Annotated in this window: 23 protein-coding genes; 11 read left to right on the top strand and 12 right to left on the bottom strand. The window is 76.2% G+C overall.

The genetic code is table 11. From position 1 onward, the window contains the following. Positions 1–31: 31 nt before the first annotated feature. From AB0J00_RS12850 to AB0J00_RS12825, 6 genes are all read left to right on the top strand, one after another. Positions 32–199 (top strand): DUF3117 domain-containing protein, encoded by a 168-nt coding sequence (locus AB0J00_RS12850; protein WP_357744749.1) that lies wholly within the window; start codon positions 32–34, stop codon positions 197–199. A 137-nt stretch (positions 200–336) separates the two neighbouring features. Then, positions 337–1,827: a leucyl aminopeptidase family protein gene (locus AB0J00_RS12845; RefSeq protein WP_357744747.1), complete on the top strand. Its 1,491-nt coding sequence runs from the start codon at positions 337–339 to the stop codon at positions 1,825–1,827. A gap of 91 nt (positions 1,828–1,918) precedes the next feature. Beyond that, positions 1,919–2,074: an antitoxin gene (locus AB0J00_RS12840; RefSeq protein ID WP_357744744.1), complete on the top strand. Its 156-nt coding sequence runs from the start codon at positions 1,919–1,921 to the stop codon at positions 2,072–2,074. Between the two features lie 55 nt (positions 2,075–2,129). Continuing rightward, a complete protein-coding gene (locus AB0J00_RS12835; protein WP_357744742.1) occupies positions 2,130–3,602 on the top strand; it encodes a hypothetical protein in 1,473 nt (490 codons plus the stop codon). A 176-nt stretch (positions 3,603–3,778) separates the two neighbouring features. After that, on the top strand, positions 3,779–4,732 hold the full coding sequence (locus AB0J00_RS12830; protein ID WP_357744739.1) for an ABC transporter ATP-binding protein: 954 nt from the start codon (positions 3,779–3,781) through the stop codon (positions 4,730–4,732). Beyond that, positions 4,729–5,583, top strand: a complete 855-nt coding sequence (locus tag AB0J00_RS12825; protein ID WP_357744737.1) for an ABC transporter permease — start codon at positions 4,729–4,731, stop codon at positions 5,581–5,583. Before AB0J00_RS12830 ends, AB0J00_RS12825 begins: the two co-directional genes overlap by 4 nt. A 51-nt stretch (positions 5,584–5,634) precedes the next feature. Here AB0J00_RS12825 and AB0J00_RS12820 read toward each other — a convergent pair whose 3' ends face one another. From AB0J00_RS12820 to AB0J00_RS12800, 5 genes are all read right to left on the bottom strand, one after another. Further along, positions 5,635–6,237, bottom strand: coding sequence for a TetR/AcrR family transcriptional regulator (locus tag AB0J00_RS12820; RefSeq protein WP_357744735.1), 603 nt, complete (start codon positions 6,235–6,237; stop codon positions 5,635–5,637). 1 nt (position 6,238) lies between these two features. Continuing rightward, entirely contained in the window at positions 6,239–8,389 is a 2,151-nt protein-coding gene (locus tag AB0J00_RS12815) for a glycoside hydrolase family 3 C-terminal domain-containing protein (RefSeq protein ID WP_357744732.1), read from the bottom strand. 45 nt (positions 8,390–8,434) lie between these two features. After that, positions 8,435–9,913, bottom strand: coding sequence for a phytoene desaturase family protein (crtI, locus tag AB0J00_RS12810; RefSeq protein ID WP_357744730.1), 1,479 nt, complete (start codon positions 9,911–9,913; stop codon positions 8,435–8,437). A 111-nt stretch (positions 9,914–10,024) separates the two neighbouring features. Then, a complete protein-coding gene (locus AB0J00_RS12805) occupies positions 10,025–11,062 on the bottom strand; it encodes a hypothetical protein (protein WP_357744728.1) in 1,038 nt (345 codons plus the stop codon). Then, on the bottom strand, positions 11,059–11,973 hold the full coding sequence (locus AB0J00_RS12800) for an ABC transporter ATP-binding protein (RefSeq protein WP_357744725.1): 915 nt from the start codon (positions 11,971–11,973) through the stop codon (positions 11,059–11,061). Before AB0J00_RS12800 ends, AB0J00_RS12805 begins: the two co-directional genes overlap by 4 nt. 113 nt (positions 11,974–12,086) lie before the next feature. On the opposite strand from AB0J00_RS12800, the gene AB0J00_RS12795 reads away from it, so the two are divergent. Then, positions 12,087–13,058 carry a phosphatase domain-containing protein gene (locus tag AB0J00_RS12795; RefSeq protein WP_357744722.1) on the top strand — a complete coding sequence of 324 codons (972 nt, stop codon included), beginning with the start codon at positions 12,087–12,089 and terminating at the stop codon, positions 13,056–13,058. Here the strand turns inward: AB0J00_RS12795 and AB0J00_RS12790 are convergent. Both AB0J00_RS12790 and AB0J00_RS12785 read right to left on the bottom strand, forming a co-directional pair. Continuing rightward, positions 13,007–14,035 carry an MsnO8 family LLM class oxidoreductase gene (locus tag AB0J00_RS12790; RefSeq protein WP_357744719.1) on the bottom strand — a complete coding sequence of 343 codons (1,029 nt, stop codon included), beginning with the start codon at positions 14,033–14,035 and terminating at the stop codon, positions 13,007–13,009. The genes AB0J00_RS12795 and AB0J00_RS12790 overlap by 52 nt on opposite strands. Then, positions 14,035–15,144, bottom strand: a complete 1,110-nt coding sequence (locus tag AB0J00_RS12785; RefSeq protein ID WP_357744717.1) for a spore photoproduct lyase family protein — start codon at positions 15,142–15,144, stop codon at positions 14,035–14,037. The genes AB0J00_RS12790 and AB0J00_RS12785 overlap by 1 nt, the downstream gene beginning before the upstream one ends. Before the next feature lie 99 nt (positions 15,145–15,243). On the opposite strand from AB0J00_RS12785, the gene AB0J00_RS12780 reads away from it, so the two are divergent. Next, positions 15,244–15,663: a DUF350 domain-containing protein gene (locus tag AB0J00_RS12780; RefSeq protein ID WP_357744714.1), complete on the top strand. Its 420-nt coding sequence runs from the start codon at positions 15,244–15,246 to the stop codon at positions 15,661–15,663. Between the two features lie 15 nt (positions 15,664–15,678). Here the strand turns inward: AB0J00_RS12780 and AB0J00_RS12775 are convergent, their stop codons facing one another. Beyond that, a complete protein-coding gene (locus AB0J00_RS12775) occupies positions 15,679–16,617 on the bottom strand; it encodes an EamA family transporter (RefSeq protein WP_357745183.1) in 939 nt (312 codons plus the stop codon). A 77-nt stretch (positions 16,618–16,694) separates the two neighbouring features. Here AB0J00_RS12775 and AB0J00_RS12770 point away from each other — a divergent pair, with 77 nt between their 5' ends. Beyond that, complete coding sequence (locus tag AB0J00_RS12770; RefSeq protein WP_357744712.1) at positions 16,695–17,594, top strand: LysR family transcriptional regulator; 900 nt, start codon at positions 16,695–16,697, stop codon at positions 17,592–17,594. A gap of 6 nt (positions 17,595–17,600) precedes the next feature. Here the strand turns inward: AB0J00_RS12770 and AB0J00_RS12765 are convergent, their stop codons facing one another. Both AB0J00_RS12765 and glgA read right to left on the bottom strand, forming a co-directional pair. Continuing rightward, the gene (locus AB0J00_RS12765; RefSeq protein ID WP_357744710.1) at positions 17,601–17,909 is read right to left on the bottom strand and encodes a hypothetical protein; all 309 of its coding nucleotides are present in this window, start codon (positions 17,907–17,909) and stop codon (positions 17,601–17,603) included. Positions 17,910–17,966: 57 nt separating this feature from the next. Further along, positions 17,967–19,154 (bottom strand): glycogen synthase, encoded by a 1,188-nt coding sequence (glgA, locus tag AB0J00_RS12760; RefSeq protein ID WP_357744707.1) that lies wholly within the window; start codon positions 19,152–19,154, stop codon positions 17,967–17,969. Positions 19,155–19,224: 70 nt separating this feature from the next. On the opposite strand from glgA, the gene glgC reads away from it, so the two are divergent. Together glgC and AB0J00_RS12750 are read left to right on the top strand one after the other, a co-directional pair. After that, a complete protein-coding gene (gene glgC, locus AB0J00_RS12755) occupies positions 19,225–20,445 on the top strand; it encodes a glucose-1-phosphate adenylyltransferase (RefSeq protein ID WP_357744704.1) in 1,221 nt (406 codons plus the stop codon). Further along, positions 20,442–20,942: a 2'-5' RNA ligase family protein gene (locus AB0J00_RS12750; RefSeq protein WP_357745181.1), complete on the top strand. Its 501-nt coding sequence runs from the start codon at positions 20,442–20,444 to the stop codon at positions 20,940–20,942. Before glgC ends, AB0J00_RS12750 begins: the two co-directional genes overlap by 4 nt. Positions 20,943–21,177: 235 nt before the next feature. Here AB0J00_RS12750 and AB0J00_RS12745 read toward each other — a convergent pair whose 3' ends face one another. Beyond that, the gene (locus tag AB0J00_RS12745; RefSeq protein ID WP_357744702.1) at positions 21,178–21,627 is read right to left on the bottom strand and encodes a cupin domain-containing protein; all 450 of its coding nucleotides are present in this window, start codon (positions 21,625–21,627) and stop codon (positions 21,178–21,180) included. Next, the gene (locus tag AB0J00_RS12740; protein WP_357744700.1) at positions 21,624–22,298 is read right to left on the bottom strand and encodes a class I SAM-dependent methyltransferase; all 675 of its coding nucleotides are present in this window, start codon (positions 22,296–22,298) and stop codon (positions 21,624–21,626) included. Before AB0J00_RS12740 ends, AB0J00_RS12745 begins: the two co-directional genes overlap by 4 nt. Between the last annotated feature and the right edge of the window lie 347 nt (positions 22,299–22,645).

Here is a 22,645-nt window from a genome sequence, read left to right as displayed (position 1 = left end):
GGTGCGTGGGTGGCAGGTGAAGGAGGCACGCATGGCGGCCATGAAGCCGCGCACGGGTGAAGGTCCCCTCGAGGTCACCAAGGAGGGCCGCGGCCTGGTCATGCGCGTCCCGCTGGAGGGTGGCGGCCGGCTGGTCGTCGAGCTGAACGCCGACGAGGCGACCGCGCTGGCCGAGGCCCTGAAGGGCGCGACCAGCTGAACACCGCCGCGAGCCTGCCCCCGGGCAGCCCCGCGAACGACGTCACGGCCCCGGCCGCCGGTTCCCCGGCGACCGGGGCCGCGCCGTTCCCCCGCGTCGACGTCGCCGGCGCGCTCCCGCCGTTGCGGTCGGACGACGTGCTGGTGGTCCCCGTCGGCGCCCGCGGCGCCCTGCCGACCTGGCTGACCTCGCCCGCGCACGGGACCCAGCCGCCGGTGCAGCCCGACCTGCTCGCCGCCGCGCTCGCCGACACCGGCAACGGGGGCCGGCCCGGCGGGGTCACGACCGTGCCGCTGCCCGGCCGGGCGCCGCGCACCGTGCTGGCCGTCGGCACCGGCGACGCGACCCTGCCGCACCTGCGCTCGTACGCCGCGGTCGCCGTCCGCCGCGCGCAGGCCCTCGCCGAGCACGGCGCCCGCCGGCTGGTGCTGCCGCTGGACACCGGAGCCGCCCCGGCCGGCGCCGACGAGGTGCGCGCGGTCGTCGAGACCGCGCTGCTCGCCGGGTACCGGTTCCGGCAGACCGCCGCCCCGCACCCGCCGCGGCTCGCCGAGGTGCTCGTGGTGCTCGCCGACGCCGCCGACCCGGCGGTGACCGCGGCCGCCGCGGCCGGCCGGACCGCCGCCGGGGCCACCGCCTGGGCCCGCGACCTGGTCAACACCCCACCCGACGTCGCCGACCCGGCCTGGCTGGCCGACCAGGCGCAGGCCCGGCTGGGCGCCCTGGACGGCGTCACCGTGACGGTCCTCGGCCCCGCGGAGCTCGCCGCCGGCGGCTTCGGTGGCGTGCTCGCCGTCGGCGGCGGCTCGGCCCGGCCGCCGCGGGTCGTCGTCGCGCGCTGGCAGCCCGGCGGCGCGGCCGGGCAGCACCCGGTGCTCGTCGGCAAGGGCATCACCTTCGACACCGGCGGCCTGTCGATCAAGACCAACGCCGGCATGCGGCACATGCACACGGACATGGCCGGCGCCGCCACCGTGCTCGCTGCCGTCGACGCCGCCGCCCGGCTGCGGCTGCCCACGCCGGTCACCGCGGTCGCGTTGCTGGCGGAGAACACCGTGTCGGGCGCTGCCTACCGGCCGGCCGACGTCGTCCGGCACGTCGGCGGGCGCACCACGGAGGTGTTGAACACCGACGCCGAGGGCCGGCTGGTGCTGGCCGACGGCCTGGCCCACGCCCGGCTCGTGCTGGGCGCCACCGCGCTGGTCGACGTCGCGACCCTGACCGGCGCGATGACGACCGCGCTGGGCACCCGGACGGCGGGGCTCTACGCCACCGCCGACGGCCTGGCCGAGGCGCTGCGCACCGCGGGCGGTCACGCCGGTGAGGACCTGTGGCGGATGCCGCTGACCGACGAGCACGTCGGCTCCCTGCGGGCGCAGCTGGAATCGGGGGTCGCCGACGCGAACAACGCCCCGGGCAACCCCGGGTCGACGACCGCGGCGCTGTTCCTGCAGCCGTTCGCCGGCGACCTGCCGTGGGCGCACCTGGACGTCGCCGGGCCCGCGCGCGCGGCGAAGGACGACGCCGACGTGGTGAAGGGCGGCACCGGGTTCGGCGTCCGCACGCTGCTGCGGTGGCTGGCGGCCGGCGCCCCGGTGGAGCCAGGCGAGGAGATCGTTCGCGACTGAGGTGTTCATCCGGCGTGTCCCGGGCAGGGGGCAGGGGTGAGCCGCGCCGTCCGGTGCGGTCCCGACCCGAGGGGGAACCACCGTGGGACTGATGGACAAGGCCAAGGACGCCATGAGCAACGAGCAGACCAGCGACAAGGTGCTCGACAAGGGCGAGCAGCTCGCCGACCAGAAGACCGGCGGGACGCACGAGTCCCAGATCGACAAGGGCCGCGACCTGGCCGACGGCAAGCTGGGCACCGAGTAGCCCGCCCCCTGGACCGGCGCCCGCGCGGAGGCGCCGGTCCGGCAGGATCGCCCGGGTGACCGCACCGCAGGAGCAGCAGACCGGCGTCGTCTTCCCGGCCGGGCCGGACGGGCGCCGCAGCACCGCCGCCGTCGGCCGCGCCGTGCTGGCGGAGGCCCTGCGGCCGGTCGACCCGACCGGCGCGCGGGCGGCGGAGCAGGAGACCACCTGGCGGTCCGGTTACCTCCCCCACTTCCGGCGCGCGGTCGAGGCGGGCCTCGCCTCCCGCGACGCCGCGCTGGCGATCGCCGACGCGGGGCTCACCGCCCTGCACGAGCGCATGCGGGTCGCCGGTCCGGACGGCGAGCAGCCGCTCGCGGCGCTGGCCACCGCGCCCGCCCGCCGCCGGCTGGAGACGGCCGAGGTGACCGGCGACGCCGAACCGGAACGCGAGCTGTCGCTGCCCTGGCACGGGGAGCGGCTGCGCGGCGACGCGCTGCTGCGCCGGCTGGACCACTGGGTCGCCGCCGGGTCGATCGAGCCCAACTGCGCGGAGGCCGTGCGCACCGTCGCCGCCCACCCCGAGTGGCTGGCGCTGCCCGGGCACAGCGTCGCCGTGCTCGGGGCGGGTGCGGAGATGGGGCCCCTGACCGCGCTGCTGCGCTGGGGCGCCCGGGTCGCGGCGGTCGACCTGCCCCGCCCGCCGGTGTGGCAGCGGGTGCTCGAGACCGGCCGGCGCGGTGCGGGCCGGCTGCTGGTGCCCGCGGCGCCCGGGTCGGCCGACCTTGCCGCGACCGCCGGCGCGGACCTCGTCGCCGAGGTCCCCGCGGTCGCCGACTGGCTCGCGGCGCTGGAGGGCACCCTGGTGCTGGGCAACTACGGCTACGCCGACGGCGCGACGAACGTGCGGCTGTCCGCGGCGGTCGACGCGCTCACCCTCCGGCTGGGAGCGGCCCGCCCCGACGTCGCGCTGGGCTTCCTGGCCACGCCCACCGACGTGTTCGCCGTCCCGGCCGAGGCCGTGGCGTTCTCCGTGGCGGCCTACCAGCGGCGCCCGGCCGCGGCGAAGCTGCTGGCCCGGCCGCTGCGCACGCTGTCGGCCGGCCGGCTGCTGCAGCGCGGCTACCTGCCGGGCGCCGACCCGGGGATCAACGACAGCCTGGTGCCGCAGCAGGGGCCGAACTACGCGCTGGCCAAGCGGGTGCAGCGCTGGCGGGCGCAGGTCGCCCGGGCGGCCGGGACGACGGTGTCGATGAACGTCGCCCCGCCGACCCGCACCCGGTCGGTGGTGAAGAACCGGGCGCTGGCCGCGGCCTACGCCGGCGCGCACCGGTTCGGCGTCGAGGTGTTCGAGCCGGCGACGTCGAACGTGCTGATGGCCGCGCTGCTGGTGCACGACCTGCACACCGGCGGCGGGCCGGTGCACGAGCACCCGTGGCAGGACGAGGCGTACGCCGCCGCGCACGGCGGGCTGTGGCGGTCGCCGTACGCGCCGCGCACCGCCCTCGGGCTGGCCGCCGTCCTCGGCCTGGCCGGCGCCCGCGGCTGAACCGGGGGCGCGTCCGGCGGCGGGGGTGCGGGACCGGTTGCTCAGGGCGTTCCCAGGGTTCCCGGTCGGGGCAGCCTCAGGGTCGGTTGGGGGGCCTCCCCGATGGTCCCGGGGGAGCGGCGCCGACAGGCTCGTGCCATGACTCCGACAGGCACTCAGCTCCGGCGGGCGCAGCGATGATCGTCGCCCGCGACCTCACGAAGACGTACGGCTCCAAGGTCGCCGTGGACGGCGTCAGCTTCACCGTGCAGCCCGGCCGGGTCACCGGCTTCCTCGGCCCGAACGGGGCCGGCAAGTCGACGACGATGCGGATGATGGTGGGCCTGGACCGCCCGACCCGCGGCAGCGTCACCGTCAACGGCCGCAGCTACGCCGAGTCGCCGGCGCCGCTGCGCACCGTCGGCGCGCTGCTGGAGGCCCGCGCGCTGCACCCCGGCCGCAGCGCCCGCAACCACCTGCGCTGGCTGGCCGCCAGCAACGGCATCCCGGCCCGCCGGGTCGACGAGGTGCTCGACCTGGTCGGTCTCACCGACGTCGCCGACCAGCGGGTGGGCCGGTTCAGCCTGGGCATGGGCCAGCGGCTGGGCATCGCCGTCGCGCTGCTCGGCGAGCCGCCGGTCGTCGTCCTCGACGAGCCGGTCAACGGCCTGGACCCGGAGGGCATCCGCTGGGTGCGCACGCTGGCCCGCGAGCTCGCCGGCCAGGGCCGCACGGTGCTGGTGTCCAGCCACCTGATGAGCGAGATGGCGCTCACCGCCGACCACCTGGTCGTCATCGGCCGCGGCCGGGTGCTCGCCGACACCTCGATGGCGCAGTTCATCGCCGACCACGCCGCCTCCTACGTGCGGGTCCGCGCCCCGCGCCCCGCCGAGGTCGCGGAGCTGCTGCAGCGCAACGGCGCGGACGTCGTCCGGGCCGACGGCGCGCTGCGGGTGCAGGGCCTGGACGCGGCCGGCGTCGGCGAGCTGGTCGGCCGGGCCGGGCTGTTCCTGCACGAGCTGACCCTCGTCCAGTCCTCGCTGGAGGACGCGTTCATGAGCCTGACCGCCGACAGCGTCGAGTACGCGACCCACGCGACGGCGACCCCCACCGCCGGTGCCGTGCCCGAGACCGCAGGAGCCCCCCGATGAGCGACGTCCAGACCGTGCCGGCCCGACCGGCCGGACCCGAGGTCGTGTCCCTCGACCCCGACCGCAACGTCCCCGGCGTGCGGGCGCCCGGCTTCGGCGCCGTGCTGCACGCGGAGTGGATCAAGCTCTGGAGCGTGCGGTCCACCCGCTGGTCGCTGGCCCTGCTGTTCCTGCTCGGCGCCGGGCTCACCACCCTGGTCTGCTGGGCGGCGGCCGGCGACATCGCCGACGGCGCCACCGGTGAGGACGCCGGCTCGTTCCTCACCTGGGGCCTGCTGTTCTCCCAGCTCACCGCGCTGGCGCTGGGCACGCTGGTGGTCACCGGCGAGTACGGCACCGGGATGATCCGGGCCAGCGTCACCGCCGTCCCGCGCCGCGGCCGGATCGTCGCGGCCAAGGCGCTGGTGCTCACCCCCGTGCTGTTCGCCGCGGGCCTGGTCACCGCCCTGCTGGGCTACCTGGGCGGCAACTTCTTCCTCGACCGGGAGGGCGTCGGCCTCTCGCTGGCCGACGAGGGCGTGGTGCGGGCGCTGATCGGCAACGGCCTGTACCTCGCCGGGCTGGGGCTGTTCGCCCTCGCCGCGGGGCTGCTCATCCGGCACACCGCCGCCGCGCTGACCGTCGGCATCGCGCTGGTGCTGGTGGTCGGCAACGTCGCCTACGCGCTGCCCGGCGAGTGGGGCGAGTGGATCGCCAAGGTGCTGCCGGGCAACGCCGGCGGTGCGGTCGCCCAGGTGGTGCCGTTCACCGGGGCGTCGCTGGCGCCGTGGACCGGGTTCGCGGTGTTCGCCGCCGAGACCGCGGCCCTGCTGGTCGCCGCGACGCTGGTCTTCCGGCGCCGCGACGCCTGAACCGCCCACCGCTGCCCCGGCCCTCCGCGGAGGACCGGGGCAGCGGCGCGTTCAGGGGAGGAGCAGTGCGACGGCGCGGTCCCACTCCTGCACCAGGTCGACGGCGGCCGGGTCGCGCAGCCACTGCTCCTCCAGGCCGCCCATCACCGCCAGCAGCTGCCGGGCCGTGGACGCCGGGTGCTCGACGTGCCCGGTGCACAACCGGGTGAACGTGGCGAGCACCCGGGCGTCGCGGTCCCGGAAGTACGCGTGGGCGGGGTGGCCCTCGTCCAGCGACTCGGTCCGCAGCACCGTGTACAGCCGCACGATCTCCGGCTGCGTGGTGTTGCGGACGACGATCGCGTGCAGCACCTCGACGACCTGGGCCGGCGAGGAGCCGTCCAGGTCGTCGAGGGCGGCCCCGAGCTGGCCGGCCACCGCCTCGGCGTCCCGGCGGTCGCGGTCCTCGAGCAGCGCGACGAGCAGCCCGTCCTTGGAGCCGACGTGGTGCAGCAGGCCGGCGAGGGTCAGCCCGCAGGCGTCGGCGACGGCCTGCACGCTGAACCCGTAGTGGCCGCGCCGGCCGACGATGCGGGTCGCCTCGTCGAGGATCTGCCGGCGCCGCTCCTCCGGCGTCCAGCGGCTGCCGGGGCCGCGCACCCTCGCCTCGCGCACGTCAGCCCAGCCGGACCCGGACCGCCTGCGGGTCGTGGGCGTGCGCGCCCACCTCCAGCTCGACGTCCGCGGCCTCGGGCAGCACCCGCTCGCGGCGCTCGTCGTCCCAGCGGGCCAGCGCCAGCAGGCTCACCGGCACCTCGACGGTCACCGACTGCCCGGCGGGCACCGCGACCGGGGCGAAGCCGACGACCAGCTGCTCACCGGCGTAACCGCCGGTCAGCGTGCGGCCGTACACCTGGACGACGTGCCGGCCGTCGCGGTCGCCGGTGTTGGTGACCGTCGCACTGACCTGCACGGCGGTCACCGCCTCCCCGCTCGCGCGCACGTCGCCGATGGTGAACGAGGTGTACGACAGCCCGTACCCGTGCGGGTACGCGGCCTCGACGCCGAGCCGGTCCAGCAGCCGCTGCCCGTGCCACCGGTCGTAGGTGATCGCGGTGGCGGCGATGTCGAAGAACGGCAGGTGCTCCTCGCTGGTGGGCACGCTGAACGGCAGCCGGCCCGAGGGCTCGGCCGCGCCGGTGAGCACGTCGGCCAGTGCCGCGCCGCCCTCCATCCCGGCGTACCACATGAGCACGATCGCGGGGACGTCGTGCCGCCACTCCTCGGTGAGCACCGGGCCGGCCGCGACGATCGAGACGACGGTGCGCGGGTTGGCCGCCGCGGTCGCCCGGATGACGTCGGCGTCGACGGGCCGCAGCCGCAGCGAGGTGCGGTCGCCGCCGAAGCCCTCGCCGGCGGTCATGACGACCTCGTCGCCGGTGGCGCGCACGCCGTCCGGGCGCGGCGGGTAGAGCGCCAGCAGGTCGGGGTTGCTCATGGTGTCCGAGCCGACGTACTCGCCCTCGTCCTCGGCGGTGAACCCGGCGACGACGATCGCGACGTCCGCGGCCCGTGCGGCCTCCGCGGCGGCCGCCGGGTCGTCGTCGGTGACCAGCACGATGCGGGCACCGGGGAACGCGGTGGTGATGCCGTCGAGCGGGGTGCTGGCGGTGGGCGCCCGGACGTCGGAGGAGCCGTGGTCGCCCTGGTTGGCGGCGGTCGCCAGCCGGCCGATGACCGCGACGGTCGCGACCGACGAGGGGTCCAGCGGCAGCAGCGGGGCGCCGTCGACCGGCTCGTTCCGCAGCAGCACCATCGCCCGGGCGGCGACCTCGCGGGCCAGCGCGCGGGCCTCGTCGTCCGCCATGACCTCGGGGGAGAACTCGCCGCCGGTGCGGGTGGCGTAGGAGCGGATCATCGCGGCGAGCACCCGGACGCCGGAGCGCTCGACCGCGGCCCAGTTCGTGGCGCCGGCCTCGAGCTCGCCCGGCAGGTGCTGGGCGCGCTGCTGGCGGAACGGCTCCTCCAGGTCGAGCCCGGCGTTCAGGGAGGCGGCGCTGTCGCGCAGGCCCCAGATGAAGTCGCTGACGGTGATGCCGTCCCAGCCCCACTGATCGCGCAGCACCTCGGTGAGCAGGTGGTGGTTCTGCCCGGCCCACTCGCCGTTGACCGAGTTGTAGGCGCTCATGATGGCCGCGACGCCCTCGTCGACGGTGCGCTTGAAGTGCGGCAGGTAGACGTCCTGCAGCGTCGCCTCGTCGATGGTGACGTCGACGGTGAAGCGGGCGTTCTCCATCGAGTTGAGCGCGTAGTGCTTGGCGCAGGCCATGACGAACTCCTGCGTGCCGCGCACCAGCGCCGCGCCCATCTCGCCGAGGTGGTGCGGGTCGTCGCCGTAGGTCTCCTGCGCGCGGCCCCAGGCGGGGTGGCGCAGCAGGTTGATGCAGACGCCGCCGAAGAAGTTGCCGCCGACGGCGCGCACCTCGCGGCCGATGACCCGGCCGACCCGCTCCTCGAGCCCGGGGTCCCAGGTGGCACCGCGGGCCATCGAGACGGGGAAGGCGGTGCCGTTGCCGGAGACCGCGCCGCGCGGGCCGTCGACGAACTGGGTGCCGGGCACCCCGAGGCGCTCGACGGCGCCGTGCGGGATCGGCACGGTGTTGTAGCCGCCGGTCAGCATCGCGAGGAAGCCGTCCCAGAACTCCCAGTCGCCGTCGAGCAGGCCGAGCCGCTCGTCCGGGGTGAGCTGGTCGAACAGCTCCTGGGCCGTCTGCTGGAGGTCTGCGCCGCCCCGCACCGCGGTGACAGCGTCGTCGAACGCGCTCATGGTCCTCCTACCTACTGACTACTCGGTAGGTAGGACCCTAACCGGTCAGGCCGGGCCGACGAGCGCCGCGGTGATGGCCGCCGAGAGGGTCACCAGCGGCAGCCCGCCGCCGGGGTGCGCGGAGCCGCCGACCAGGAACAGACCCGGCACCGGGGACCGGTTCGCCGGGCGCAGGAACGCCGCCCGGGCGCCGTTGCTCGACGTCCCGTAGATCGACCCGCCGACGCTGGCGGTCTCCTGCTCGAGGTCGGCGGGGGTGCGCACCACCCGCCAGCGCACCCGGTCGCGGACGTCGAGCCCGCGGGCCGCCATCGTCGCGAGCACCCGGTCGGCCTCGGCGTCGGCGAGCCCGGGGGCGGTCCAGTCGACGCCGGTGCCCGGCTCGTGGCGCGGGGCGTTGACCAGCACGAACCACGACTCGCTGTCGCCGTCCGGGCGGGTGGCCGGGTCGTCGGGGACGCTGACGTACACGGTGGGGTCGGCGACGGGCCGCTTCGGTGGTCCGAACAGCGCGTCGAACTCGGCGTCGTAGTCCTGCGGGAACAGCACGGTGTGGTGCGCCAGGCCGGGGGTGCGCCCGCGCAGCGCCAGCAGCAGCACCAGCCCGGACGACGACGGCGTGACCGCCCGCAGCTGCGCCCGGGCCCGCCGCGGCGCCGGCACGAGACCGCCGTAGAGCGCGGCGGCGTCGGCGTTGCTGACCACCACGTCGGCGCGCAGCGTGCCGCCGTCCGCCAGCCGCACCCCGGCGGCCCGGCCGCCCTCGACCAGCACCCCGGTGACCGCGCAGCCGGTGCGGATCTCGGCCCCGCGCTCGACGGCCCGGTCGGCGACCGCCTCGACCAGCCGGCGCAGCCCGCCGGGCACGTACCAGGAGCCGAACGCCTGCTCGACCCACGGCACGGTGGCCAGCGCGGCCGGCGCGCGGCGGGGGTCGGAGCCGGAGTAGGTGGCGTAGCGGTCCAGCAGCACCCGCAGCCGCGGGTCGGTCAGGTACCGGGCACCGAGCCCGCGCAGCGAGCGCCCGGGGGCGATGGTCGCGACGTCGCGGGCGCTGCGGGCCAGCCGGGCCAGGGTGGCGGGGCCGGCCAGCGGCGAGCGCAGGAACGGCTGCTCGGTGACCTGCCACATCCGCTCGGCGCGGCGGAGGAACGCCGTCCACTGGGCGCCCGCGCCGGCGCCGAGGGCGTCGTCCAGGGCGGCCGGCAGCTGGTCGAGCGACCCGGGGACGGCGAGCCGGGTGCCGTCGGCGAAGCGGTAGGCGACCGCCGGGTCGAGGCGACGCAGCTCGAGGACGTCGTCCAGCGGGTCGCCGGTGGCGGCGAACAGCTCGCGGAAGACCTGGGGGAGGGTGACCAGGCTGGGGCCGGTGTCGAAGCCGTGGCCGTCCCGGGCGAACCAGCCGAGCTTGCCGCCGACCACCGGGGCCTGCTCGACCACGGTGACCGCGTGCCCGGCGGCCGCGAGCCGGGCGGCGGCGGCGAGGCCACCGAGCCCGGCGCCGATCACGACGACCCGGGCCACCCGGTCACCGTAACCGGGCGGCTCCCCTCCGGCTGGGTGCGCCCAGTGCTGCCTCCCGGCCCGGGATGCAGCACTGGGCGCACACAGGCGGCACGGGACGACGGCGAGCCGTCAGGAGACGTCGCGGCGGTGGAACAGCCAGATGCCCACGCCGGCGATCACGGCGGTGACCGCGGTCAGCAGCAGCCCGGCGTGCAGGTTGGTGATCAGGTGCTCCTCCGGCTGCCAGGTCGCGGGGTTCGCCCCCGGCGGCATGTCCCAGTCGAGCACGATGCTCATCCCGCCCGGCTGCAGCAGCGCGGCCACGTTCTCGGTGACCAGCCACGGCTGGACGCGGGGCAGCAGCCCCCGGGCGGCGTTCTCCGCGATCACCAGGTAGACGAACGCCACGCCCAGCGCCGCGCCGGTGTTGCGCACCAGGTTCGTCAGCCCGAAGCCGAGCAGGCCGACCAGCGCGGTGAGCAGCACGCCGCGGCCGGCGACGCCGCTCAGCTCACCCCAGAAGCCGTCGGGCAGCGGCTGGTCGTCGCCGGCCACCGCCTGCAGCAGTTGCGAGGCCACCAGCCAGGCGACCTGCCCGACCACGCCGAGCACCAGCGAGGCACCGCCGACCACCAGCGCCTTCGCGCCGAGCACCCGGCCGCGGCGCGGCTCCCAGAACAGCAGCGACACCATCGACCGGCTCGACCACTCGGCGCCGACGAACGTCGCCCCGACCAGGAAGGCCAGCGCGGAGCACGCGACCGCGACCGCGATCGCGCCGCCGGTGCCGAGCTCGGCCAGCGAGAACGGCTCCGGGTGCAGGAAGTCGGCCACCGAGAAGTCGGCGGCGCGCACCGGCCCGCCGCAGAAGTCCGCCGGGTCGGCCCCGGCCGGCAGCGACGGGTCGCGCAGGCACTCCTGCCGGTACTGCTCCTGCTCGGCCACCACCCGGTCGATCTCCGCGCGGGCGGCGGCGATCCCCTCGGACGACGGGGAGCGGAAGTACAGCAGCGCGATGACCAGGCCGACGAGCCCGGCGAGGGCGGCCAGCGCCACCAGCAGCCCGATGAACCGGCGGGCGAGGAAGCGGTGCACCTCGGCGCGCAGCAGCCCGCTGAACCGGCCCGCGGGCTGGACGACGTCCGGCGGGGGAGCGACGGCGGTCATGCCGGCTCCGCCGTCAGCTCGAGGAAGGCGCTCTCCAGGTCCGCCGCCACCGGCGTCAGCTCCTCCAGGTAGTGCCCGGACTGCGCGAGCAGCCGGGTGATCTCGGCGGGCGCCGGGACGGCGCGGACCAGCAGCGCGTCGGCGTCCGGGCTGACGGTGAAGCCGGCGCCGGTGAGCACGGCGGCGGCCGCGGCCCGGTCGGCCACCCGCAGCCGCACGTCGCCCGACGACCGGCCGGCCAGCACCGAGGCCACCGGCCCGGCCGCGACGCACCGGCCGCGGGTCATGATGGTCACGGAGGAGCAGACCTGCTCGATCTCGGTGAGCAGGTGCGAGGAGACCAGCACGGTGACCGCGGGGTCGTCGCCGAGCCGGCGGATCAGCTCGCGCACGTCGCGGATGCCGGCCGGGTCCAGCCCGTTGCTCGGCTCGTCGAGGATGAGCAGCCGGGGCTGCTTGAGCAGCGCGGCGGCGATGGCCAGCCGCTGCTTCATGCCGAGCGAGTAGCCCTTGAACCGGTCGTCGGCGCGGTCGGCGAGGTCGACGATCTCGAGCACCTGGTCGACGCGTGCCCGCGGCACCCCGGCGGTCTCGGCGAGCAGCTGGAGGTTGCGCCGGCCGGTGAAGCCGGGGAAGAACAGCGGCGTCTCGACCAGCGCGCCCACGCTGCCGATCACCGCGGGCAGGCTGGCCGGCACCGGCCGGTCGAGCAGCCGGACCTCGCCGGAGTCGGGCCGGATGAGCCCGAGCAGCACCCGGATCATCGTGGTCTTGCCCGAGCCGTTCGGCCCGAGCAGGCCGTGCACGCCGCCGGACTCCACCACCAGGTCCAGCGCGTCCAGCGCCCGTTGCGGCGGCCGGCGTCTGCGCCGGTAGGTCTTGGACACGGCGCGCATCTCCACTGCCGGCATCTCGGCTCCTCGCTGCACGGGGGGTCGGGCGCGTGCACGGTGGCACAGCCCAGCCCCAGGTGGGGCAAAGCGCGCCGTCGCGGTCCGCATCGGGTCGGTGGCAGGCTGACCAGGTGATCTCCCCGCCGGCTCTCGCCCGCCGTGCCGACGACGCGCTGCGCGCGCTGCTGTCCCGGTCGGCCCGCCGTTCCGGCTGGACGCCGGCGGTGCTGGCCCACCCCGGCTACGGCAGCGGTGGTCGGGCCCGGCTGTTCGCCCGGGTGCTGCTGGCCCCGCCGGGCACCGACCCGGCGGCCCGCTCCGCGGTGCCCGGCTGGCAGCGGTTCCTCACCCTGGAGAGCCCCGGCGCCGAGCTGGAGGTCGAGGTCGCCGGCGTGCGGCACCGGCTCCGCGCCGACGACGACGGCCTGGTCGACGTCACCGTCGACCTGCCGGCCGGGCTCGCCGACGTCGGGGTGGTCCCGGCCGTCTTCTCCGCCGGCGGCCGGACGGCGTCCGCGCCGGTGCACCTGGCGTCACCGGACGCCGGCCGCGGCGTGGTCTGCGACATCGACGACACCGTGCTGGTCACCGGGATCGCGCGCCCGCTGCGGGCGGCCTGGCGCACCTTCGTGCAGCCGATGCGGCAGCGGCAGGTGGTGCCCGGGATGGCCGCGCTGCTGCGCGAGCTGACCGCCGGCGCCCCGCACGTGCCGGTGCTCTACCTCAGCAACGGCCCGTGGAACCTGGCCGGCCCGCTGTCCCGCTTCCTCGAGCACAACGGCCTGCCGCCCGGCGCGCTGCTGCTCACCGACTGGGGACCGCGGCCGGACCGCTGGTTCCGCAGCGGCCAGGCGCACAAGCGGGCCGAGCTGCGCCGGCTCGCCGCCGACCTGCCCGGGGTGCGTTGGACGCTGGTCGGCGACACCGGCGAGCACGACCCGCAGCTGTACCGGGAGTTCGTCGAGGAGCAGCCCGACCGGGTGGCGGCGGTGCTGCTGCGCGACGTCACCGGCGGGCGGCGGGAGGAGCGGGTGGCCGGCGTCCCGGTGATCTACGCGCCCGACGGCGCCGAGCTGGCGAGCTCGCTGGCCGCGCTGGGCTGAGCGCCGAGCAGCCGGGCCAGCTCGGCGTCCGAGGCGGCGAGCGCCGACCGGTCGAACGTGCTCGAGGAGGCGACCAGCTCGCTCGCGCCGGTGCGCTCGGCGAGCTCGGCCAGCCGTGCTGCGACCTGCGTCGGGGTGCCGGTGACCGCCATGGCGAGGGTCTGCTCCAGGTGGCGGCGCCGGCTGCCGGTCGTCGCGCCGGCCAGCGCCTCCGCCACCGGCTGCAACGGCGGGAACTCGCCCTCTGTCCGGGACCGGGCCATCGCCCACGCCTCGGGCAGCGCCAGCTCGGCGGCCTCGGCGGCGGTGTCGGCGACCAGCACGTCCAGGCTGATCGCCACCTCCGGCTCGGGCGCCTGCGCCGAGGGCCGGTAGCTGCGGCGGTAGCGGGCCAGCGCCGCCAGCCCCGGTGCGGGGTCGCCGGCCACGCCCAGGACCGGGCCGCCGACGATCACCGGCAGGCCCAGCTGCGCGGCGACGTCCAGCCCCCGGCCGGTGGCCAGCACGTACATCGGGACGGCGGTCACCGGCCGCGGGTGCACGGTGATCGGCGCGGTGCCGGTGAGGTGGTCGCGCAGCTCGCCGAGGTCGTCGGCGAAGTCGCGGACGGCGTCCGAGCGCAGCGCTTGGCGCACCGGCCGGGTGAAGCCGGGGGAGCGCCCCAGGCCCAGGTCGACCCGGCCGGGGGCGAACGCGGTCAGGGTGGCGAACTGCTCGGCGACCACCAGCGGCTGGTGGTGCGGCAGCATCACGCCGGCCGAGCCGATCCGGATGGACGTCGTCCGCCCGGCGACCGCGGCCAGCAGCACCGCGGGCGCGGCGCCGGCGATGCCCGGCACCCCGTGGTGCTCGGCGACCCAGATCCGGCGGTAGCCCAGCCGCTCGGCGCGCACCGCCCGCTCGACGGTGCCGGTGAGCGCGAGGGCGTCGGGCTCGCCGGCGCGGGTGCGCGAGCGGTCCAGCAGCGACAGCCGCATCAGAACGCGTACCGGACGCGCAGCCAGGGCGCGTGCTCGCGGATCAGCTGCTGCAGCCGGTCGACGCCGGCCCGCTTCACGTCGTTGCGGTAGCGCACGTTGGTCATCCCGTTCTGGCTGCGCTTGGGCTGCTGCAGCTCCGGCCGCCACAGCAGCTCCTCGGCCTTGGGGTGCCAGCCGAGGTTGACCTCGTGCAGCTGCTCGTTGTGGGTCAGCATGATGATCTCGGTGGCCGCCTGGGCCTTGGCGGCGTCGGAGAGCTCGTCGTCCAGCTGCTGGAGCAGCGCCGTCCAGTCGGCCTCCCAGCCCTCGCGCAGCACGACGGGGGAGAAGTTGAGGTGCACCTCGTAGCCGGCCTCGACGAAGTCGTCGACCGCGGCGATCCGCTCGGCGATGCGGCTGGTGCGCACGTCGAGCAGCGTGGCGTCGTCGTGGGGCATGAGCGAGAAGCGCACCCGGGTGCGGCCCTGCGGGTCCAGGTCGAGCAGCTGCCGGTTGACGAACTTGGTGGCGAACGAGGCCTTGGCGGTGGGCAGCGTGCGGAAGGTGGCGACCAGGTCGGCGACGTTGTCGCTGACCAGCGCGTCGACCGAGCAGTCGCTGTTCTCGCCGAGGTCGTAGACCCAGTCGACCGGGTCGCACTCGTTCGGCTCGGGCTTCACGCCCTGGCGGGCGACGTGCCGGCGGACGGCGCCGGTGATCTGGTCGATGTTGGTGAACACGGTGACCGGGTTGGCGTAGCCCTTGCGCCGCGGCACGTAGCAGTAGGCGCAGGCCATCGCGCAGCCGTTCGCGGTCGACGGCGCGATGAAGTCCGCCGACCGGCCGTTGGGGCGCACCGACACCGACTTCTTCACCCCGAGCACCAGCGTCTCGGTCTTGACCCGCACCCAGCGCTCCACGTTGCCCTCGTTGCCGTGCAGCTCCGGGATCTGCCAGTGCGAGGGCACCTCGACCACCTCGGCGCCGGGGAACCGGGCGAGCACCTGCTGCCCACGCGCGGACGCCGCGGCGGCCGGCTCGGCGTACACGGTGCGGACCTGCAGGAGCCTGCTGTCGACCGGGGTCTCCGGTGGACGCACGTCGAAGAGGGTCAGCGCGTCGGTCACACAGGGTGCAGCGCGCCGCCACCGGGGCCCATTCCGGCGCCCGGTGTGGCCTGGCCCCTAGGCTGCGCGGGCCCCCTGCTCCCGTCCCCGGAGGTCTCGATGCTGGCCAGCATCGGCTACGCCGTCGCCTACAGCGCCGTCGGCATCGTGCTGCTCGTCCTCGGCGCGCTCGCGCTCGACCTGCTCACCCCCGGCCACCTGGCCCGGCACATCTACACCGAGCGCTCGGTCAACGCCGCGATCGCGCTGGCGGCCGGCTTCCTCGGCCAGGGCGCGATCGCGTTCACCACCATCTGGACCAACGCGACCAGCGGCTTCGGCGACGCGCTGGGCTGGACGGTGGTGTTCGGGCTCATCGGCATCGCGTTGCAGGCGGTGGCCTTCGTGGTGCTCGACCTGCTGACCCCCGGCCGGCTGGGAGCGGTGCTCATGGAGCGCGACTTCCACCCGGCCAGCCTGGTCACGGCGGCCGCCACGCTAGCCGTCTCGGCGATCATCGTCGCCAGCATCTGGCCCTGAGCGGAGCGCGGGCGGTCAGCGCGAGCCGGCCGGTTCCGGTGCCGGCCGGCCCGCCACCGGCGTGCTGACGCCGGCCGCCGGGCGGGACCGGCGCGCGGACGTCGCGAGCAGCACGCCGGCGACGACGACCGCTCCACAGCCGATCTCGACCGCCGACGTGGCGTCGTCGAGCAGCAGCCACGAGGCGCCGATGCCGACGACCGGCACGAGCATCGAGAACGGCGCGACCGTGCTCGACGGGTGCCGCGCCATCAGCGCCGTCCAGAGGCCCGACCCGAGCAGCGTCGCGACCACGACCGTGTAGAGCAGGCCGGCCAGCGCGAGCACGCCCTGCTGGGTGCCGAGCGTGGTGAACGAGCGGCCGATCGCGGCGGGGCCCTCGGTCAGCAGCGAGACGGCCAGCATCGGCACCGGCGGCACCACGCTCATCCAGAGCGTCAGCCGCAGCGGCTCGGTCGCGCGGGCCTGCCGGGTGCACAGGTTGCCCAGCGCCCAGCCCAGCCCGCCGCAGAGGGTGAGCACGACCGGCAGCAGCAGCGCGGTACCGCCCACCTCCGCCCGGTACAGCGCGATCCCGCCGAGCCCCGCGACGGCGGTGCCGATGCCGGCCAGCTGCCGCGCGGACAGCTTCTCGTGCAGCAGCCAGCCGGCGAGCAGCACGGTGAACGGCGCCGAGGACTGCAGCACCAGGGAGGCGAGCCCGGTGGGCATCCCGGTGTCCATCGCCAGGTACAGGAAGAGGAACTGCAGGACGCCGAAGCCGGTGCCGTACCCGAGCAGCCAGCGCACCGGAACGTCGGGCCGCGGCACGAACAGCAGCGTCGGGACGGCGATCACCGCGAACCGCAGCGCCACCAGCGCGAACGGCGGGAACTGCTCCAGCGACAGGTGGATCGCGACGAAGTTGAGGCCCCACAGGAGGGCGACGAGGCAGGCGAGCAGGCGGTCACGCATCGGCACGCGACGACCCTCTCCCGGATCGACGTGCAACTCCAGCGAACAGTTGTTGACGGTCCGTTCAGACTGACTGCATGGACCTGCGGACCCTGGAGACGTTGCGCGCGGTGCGCACCCACGGCGGCGTGACCGCGGCGGCACCCGTGCTGCACCTGACGCCCTCGGCGGTCTCCCAGCAGCTGGCGGCGCTGACCGCCGAGATGGGCGTGCCGCTCACCGAGCGGGTGGGCCGCGGCCTGCGGCTCACCCCGGCCGGGGAGGCGCTGGCCGACGCCGCCGTCGACGTGGCCGTCGCGGTCGAGCGGGCCCGCGCCGCGTGCGAGGCGTTCCGCGACCAGCCGGTCGGCACGGTGCGCGTCTCGGCGTTCCAGAGCGCGGCGCAGCTGCTGTTCCCGCGGCTGCTCACCGCGGTCGCCCCGATGGACGGCGTGGTCCTCGAGTGCACCGACGAGGACGTCGCGCTGGTCGACTTCCCCGACCTCACCGACCGGTTCGACGTCGTGGTCGCCCACCGCCCGGACGGCGAGGCGGCCTGGGGCCCCGGCGTCCGGGTCGTGCCGCTGTTCCGCGAGCCGCTCGACGTCGCCGTCGGCCCACGGCACCGGCTCGCCGGGCAGGCGGCGGTGACGCCGGAGGACCTGGCCGGCGAGCCGTGGACGACGGTGCGGCAGGGGTTCCCGGTGGCCCCGGTGCTGGCCGCGGTGGCCGCCCGGTCGGGGACCGCACCCACGATCACGCACCGGATCAACGACTTCGCGGTCGCCGCGGCGGTGGTGGCCGCCGGTCACGGTGTCTCGCTGCTGCCCCGGTACACGACCGCGCTGCCGCCGGGCGTGCGGCTGCTGCCGCTGACCGGTGTGCCGGCCGGCCGGCAGGTCGACGCGCTGCTGCGGCCGGACCGGGCCGAGCGGCGGGTGGTGCGCCGGGTGCTCGACGAGCTGACCGCGCTCGCCGCCGGCATCGACCGCGGCTGACCCGGCTCAGCGGGCGACGCGGTCGGCGAGCTGCTTGGCGTCCACCAGCGACAGCCCCGGTTCGGCCTGCCGCAGGGCCTTGACCGCGGCCACGCCGGTGGGGCGGCCGGCGTCGGCGAGCACGCCCCGCGCCCACTCGTCGTCCACGTGCGCCGGCGAGGGGGCCGCCGGGCGGCTCCACCACCAGATCAGCAGGGCCATCAGCACGCCGGCCACGAGGCCGAGGACGTCACCGTCCAGCGCCGACAGCACCGCCACCGTCAGCGCCAGCGCGATGCCGGCGAGGACCAGCAGCCGGGAGGGACGGATCCGCATGCGCGGATGCTGCCACCGGCGGCCGGTGCGCGGAACGCACCGGCGCGCGGCGCGTGGTCAGCCGCGGGCGGCCAGCACCTGCCGGTAGACGTCGACCGTCTGGCGCGCGATCGCCGGCCAGCCGAACTCCGCCAGCACCCGCTCTCGCCCGGCGCGGCCCATCGCGGCCGCCCGGTCGGGGTCGGCGAGCAGCTCGCTGATCCGCGCGGCCAGCCCCGCGGCGAACGCGGCCGGGTCGTCCTCGGTGTAGGGCACCAGCAGCCCGGTGCGGCCGTCGTCGACGACCTCGGGGATGCCGCCGACGGCGCTGGCCACCACCGCGGTCTCGCAGGCGGCCGCCTCCAGGTTCACGATGCCCAGCGGCTCGTAGACCGACGGGACGACGAACACGGTCGCCCCGGTGATCAGCGGCACCAGCTTCTCCCGCGGCAGCATCTCCTCGATCCACACCACGCCGCTGCGCCGGGCCTGCAGCTCGACCACCGCGTCGGCGACGGCCTGCCGCTCGGCGGGGGTGTCCGCAGCGCCGGCGCACAGCACCAGCCCCGCCTCGGCCGGCAGCTGCTCGGCCGCGGCCAGCAGGTGCATCAGGCCCTTCTGCCGGGTGATGCGCCCGACGAACAGCGCGTAGGGCCGGTCGGGGTCGACGCCGAGCGAGCGGACGACGTCCGGGTCGTGCACCGGCCGGTAGGCCTGCGCGTCGACGCCGTTGCCGACCACGTGCACCTTCGCCGGGTCGAGGTCGGGGTAGACGTCGAGCACGTCGGCCTTCATGCCGCGGCTGACCGCGATCACCGCGTCGGCCGCCTCGTAGGCGGTGCGCTCGACCCACGACGACAGCCGGTAGCCACCGCCCAGCTGGTCGGCCTTCCACGGGCGGCGCGGCTCCAGCGAGTGCGCCGTCACCACGTGCGCGGCGCCGTGCACCAGCTGGGAGAGCAGCCCGGCGGTGTTCGCGTACCAGGTGTGCGAGTGGACGAGGTCCGCGCCGGCGAGGCCCGCGGCCATCTCCACGTCGATGCCGACCGCCTGCAGTGCGCCGTTCGCGCCCTGCAGCCCGGCCGGGACGGCGTGGGCGGTCGCGTCGTCCCGTGGACCGCCGAAGCAGTGCACGTCGATGCTGACCGACCCGCCCGCCGGGCCGTCGTCCAGGCCGCGGAGCGCGGCGACCAGGTGCTCGACGTGCACCCCCGCGCCCCCGTAGACGTCCGGCGGCCACTCTCGCGTCACGATGCCGATGCGCACGGGCTCACCCTAGGTGGTGGAAGGCGGCCAAGATCAGGCGAACCGGTCCGGGACCGGTTACGTTCCCCCCATGCGTGGAGGTCCCCGAGTTCTCGGCATCGTCCTGGCCGGCGGTGAGGGCAAGCGCCTGGCGCCCCTGACCCAGGACCGGGCGAAGCCGGCCGTGCCGTTCGGCGGCAACTACCGGCTCATCGACTTCGTGCTCTCGAACCTGGTGAACGCCGACATCCGCCGCATCGCGGTGCTCACCCAGTACAAGAGCCACTCGCTGGACCGGCACATCACCACGGTCTGGCGGATGTCGACGCTGCTGGGCAGCTACATCACGCCGGTGCCCGCGCAGCAGCGGCTGGGCCCGCGCTGGTACACCGGCAGCGCCGACGCGATCTACCAGAGCCTGAACCTCATCTACGACGACCGCCCGGAGATCGTCGTCGTCTTCGGCGCCGACCACGTGTACCGGATGGACCCGGCGCAGATGATCGAGCAGCACCTGGCCACCGGGGCGGGCGTCACCGTCGCCGGGTTGCGGGTGCCGCGCAAGGAGGCGACCGCGTTCGGCGTCATCGACTCCGACGAGAGCGGCAAGGTGCGCCAGTTCCTGGAGAAGCCGGCCGACCCGCCGGGGCTGCCGGACAACCCGGACGAGACGTTCGCGTCGATGGGCAACTACGTGTTCACCACCGACGCGCTGCTCGAGGCGCTGCGGGTGGACGCCGCCGACGAGAACTCGGTGCACGACATGGGCGGCTCGATCATGCCGATGATGGCCGAGTCCGGTGACGCCTACGTCTACGACTTCAGCAGCAACCAGGTGCCCGGCGAGACCGAGCGCGACCACGGCTACTGGCGGGACGTCGGGACCCTCGACGCCTACTTCGACGCCCACATGGACCTGGTCTCGGTCAGCCCGATCTTCAACCTCTACAACGACCGCTGGCCGATCCACACCCTGCCGCCCCAGTTCCCGCCGGCGAAGTTCGTGCTCGGCGGGCGGGCCGAGGAGTCGATGGTCAGCGCCGGTGTGATCATCGACGGCGGCTCGGTGACCGGGTCGGTGGTCAGCCCCGGCGTCCGCGTCGAGCGGGGTGCCCGGATCGAGCAGAGCGTGCTGATGGACGGCGTGCACATCGGCGAGGGCGCGATCGTGCGCCGGGCGATCCTGGACAAGAACGTCTACGTGCCGCCGGGCGCGCGGATCGGCGTCGACCTCGCCGACGACCGCGAGCGCTACCACGTGAGCGCCGGTGGGATCACCGTGCTCGGCAAGGGCGCCCGGGCCATCTCCTGAGCGCGGCGCTGATCGTCGACCTGCTGCTGGACCCCGCGGCCCAGCAGCGGTTCGACGACCTGCGCGCGGCCCACTTCCCGCCCGAGCGGCTGGTGGTGGGCGCGCACGTCACGCTGTTCCACGCGCTCCCTGGGGAGCGCGTGGGCGACGTACGCCGCGCCCTGGCGCTGGCCGCCGACCGGCCGCCGTTCGCGGTGGCGGTGACCGGCCTGCGGTTCCTGGGCCGCGGGGTCGCGTTCGACCTGGCCGCGCCGGAGCTGACCGCACTGCGGGCCGACGTCGCGGCGGAGTTCGCCGCCGACCTCACCCCGCAGGACCGGCAGTGGCGGCACCCGCACGTGACCGTGCAGAACAAGGTCGCCCCGGACGCCGCCCGGGCGCTGCACGCCCAGCTGTCGGCCGGCTTCACCCGGTGGACGGCGACCGCCCGCGGGCTCGGTCTGTGGCACTACCGCGGCGGGCCCTGGGAGCTCGACGCGGAGTTCCCCTTCCGCTGACCCGGCCCGCTCCCGCACCGGCCACGGTGCTCGTCCCGGTGCGGGTCGACCCGCAGCGGGACGGGTTGAGCCGCGTGCGCACGCGGCTCAACCCCTCCCCGCCCGGGTCAACCCGGCCCAGCAGTGGACGGACGGGTGCCAGGCCCTCGCCGTGTTCGTCGCGCTGAACCGTTGAACCCCCGCGGCCCAGGAGTGGGGCGGTTCCGGGTCGGAGGGGTCCAGCGGTCCGTGCGGGTCAGCGGCTCTCGGTGGCGTAGCGGCTGCGCAGCTCGGCCAGCAGCTCCGGCGTGGGCTCCGCACCGGCGGCGACCGCCGCGTGCACGTCGCGGAAGTACTGCTCGTACCCCGGCGGCGTGTAGAGGCACAGCGCGGTGACCGGGACGTCGGCGCTCTCGTTGCGGTAGCCGTGCACGGCACCGCGCGGGGCGGCGGCCAGGTCGCCGGGGCCCAGCTCGACCGCACCGCCGGTCGTGTCGACCATCAGCCGGCCGGTGAGCACGTAGAAGTACTCGTCGTGCGCGGAGTGGACGTGCGGCCGCGCGCCGACCGTGCCGGGCGCGAGCTCGAACCGCTCCAGGCCCAGCCGCCCGCCGGTGAGCTTGAACAGGTGCCGCACGCCGGCGACGTCGATCTCCTCGCCGTCGGCGGCCCGCACGACCGTCGCCGGGACGGGCTGCGCGGTCACGCCCGCTTGGTGGCCACCAGCAGGCCGGCGCCGATCGGCAGCACCGCGCTGGTCAGCGTCTCGTCCTCGCGCACCCGCTTGACGACGTCCCGCCAGGCCACGGTGTGCGCGTCCCGCGCCGACCGGTCGGCGATCCGACCGTCGGACAGCAGCCCGTGGCACACCAGCGAGCCGCCGGTCCGGATGAGCCCGAGCAGGCCGGGGAGCTGGGCGGCGTACTCGGCCGGCGGGCCGTCGCAGACCACCAGGTCGTAGGCGCCGGGCGAGAGCCGGGGGAGCACCTCCGCGGCCGTGCCGAAGATCAGCCGGGTGCGCCCGCTGGGCACCCGCGCCTCGGTGAACGCCCGCCGCGCCGCGCGCAGCTCAGCGGGGTCGCCGTCCAGCGCGGTCAGGACGCCGTCCGGGCGCATGCCCTGCAGCAGCCAGAGCCCCGCGACGCCGCCGCCGCTGCCCACCGACACCACCGACCGCGCGCTGCAGCCGGCGGCGAGCACGGCCAGGGTCGCGCCGACGGCGGGCTGCACCGGCGGGGGCGTGCCGAACGCTCCGGCGGAGGTCAGCGCGCGCTCGCGGGCGGCCGCCAGCGCGGGCGACTCGGCGGCGAACGAGTCGGCGTACACGGCGGCTCCGCCGGCGTCACCCGCGGGCGGTGGTCCGGCGGCGGTGGTCACCGGGCGAGGGTAGTGGGCGGACCCGATCGCGCCGACCGGGCGGGGGCCCGGTCGGGGTGCCGTGCGCGTGCCGGCCCGGGAACACCGGCCGAGTGCCCGTCCGTTGGACCGGACGTGCGCCGAACGCGTGCCGGCAGCGCCGGCCTCCCCGAGCCGACCACCCCCGCTGGGGAGGTGCCGGCCGTCGGCGTCTGCGATCCTGCTCCCGTGCCCGAGGCCCCCACCGATCCCGCCGCCGAGGCGGCCTGGGTCGCCCCGTCGTGGGAGCAGGTGGTGCGGGAGCACTCGGCGCGGGTGTACCGGCTGGCGTACCGGTTGTCGGGGAACCAGCAGGACGCGGAGGACCT

This window comes from Modestobacter sp. NPDC049651 (assembly GCF_040659695.1).
Taxonomy (GTDB): Bacteria; Actinomycetota; Actinomycetes; order Mycobacteriales; family Geodermatophilaceae; genus Modestobacter.
Note: the sequence above shows the minus strand (reverse complement) of the source record. Positions and strands in the feature narration are given on the sequence as shown.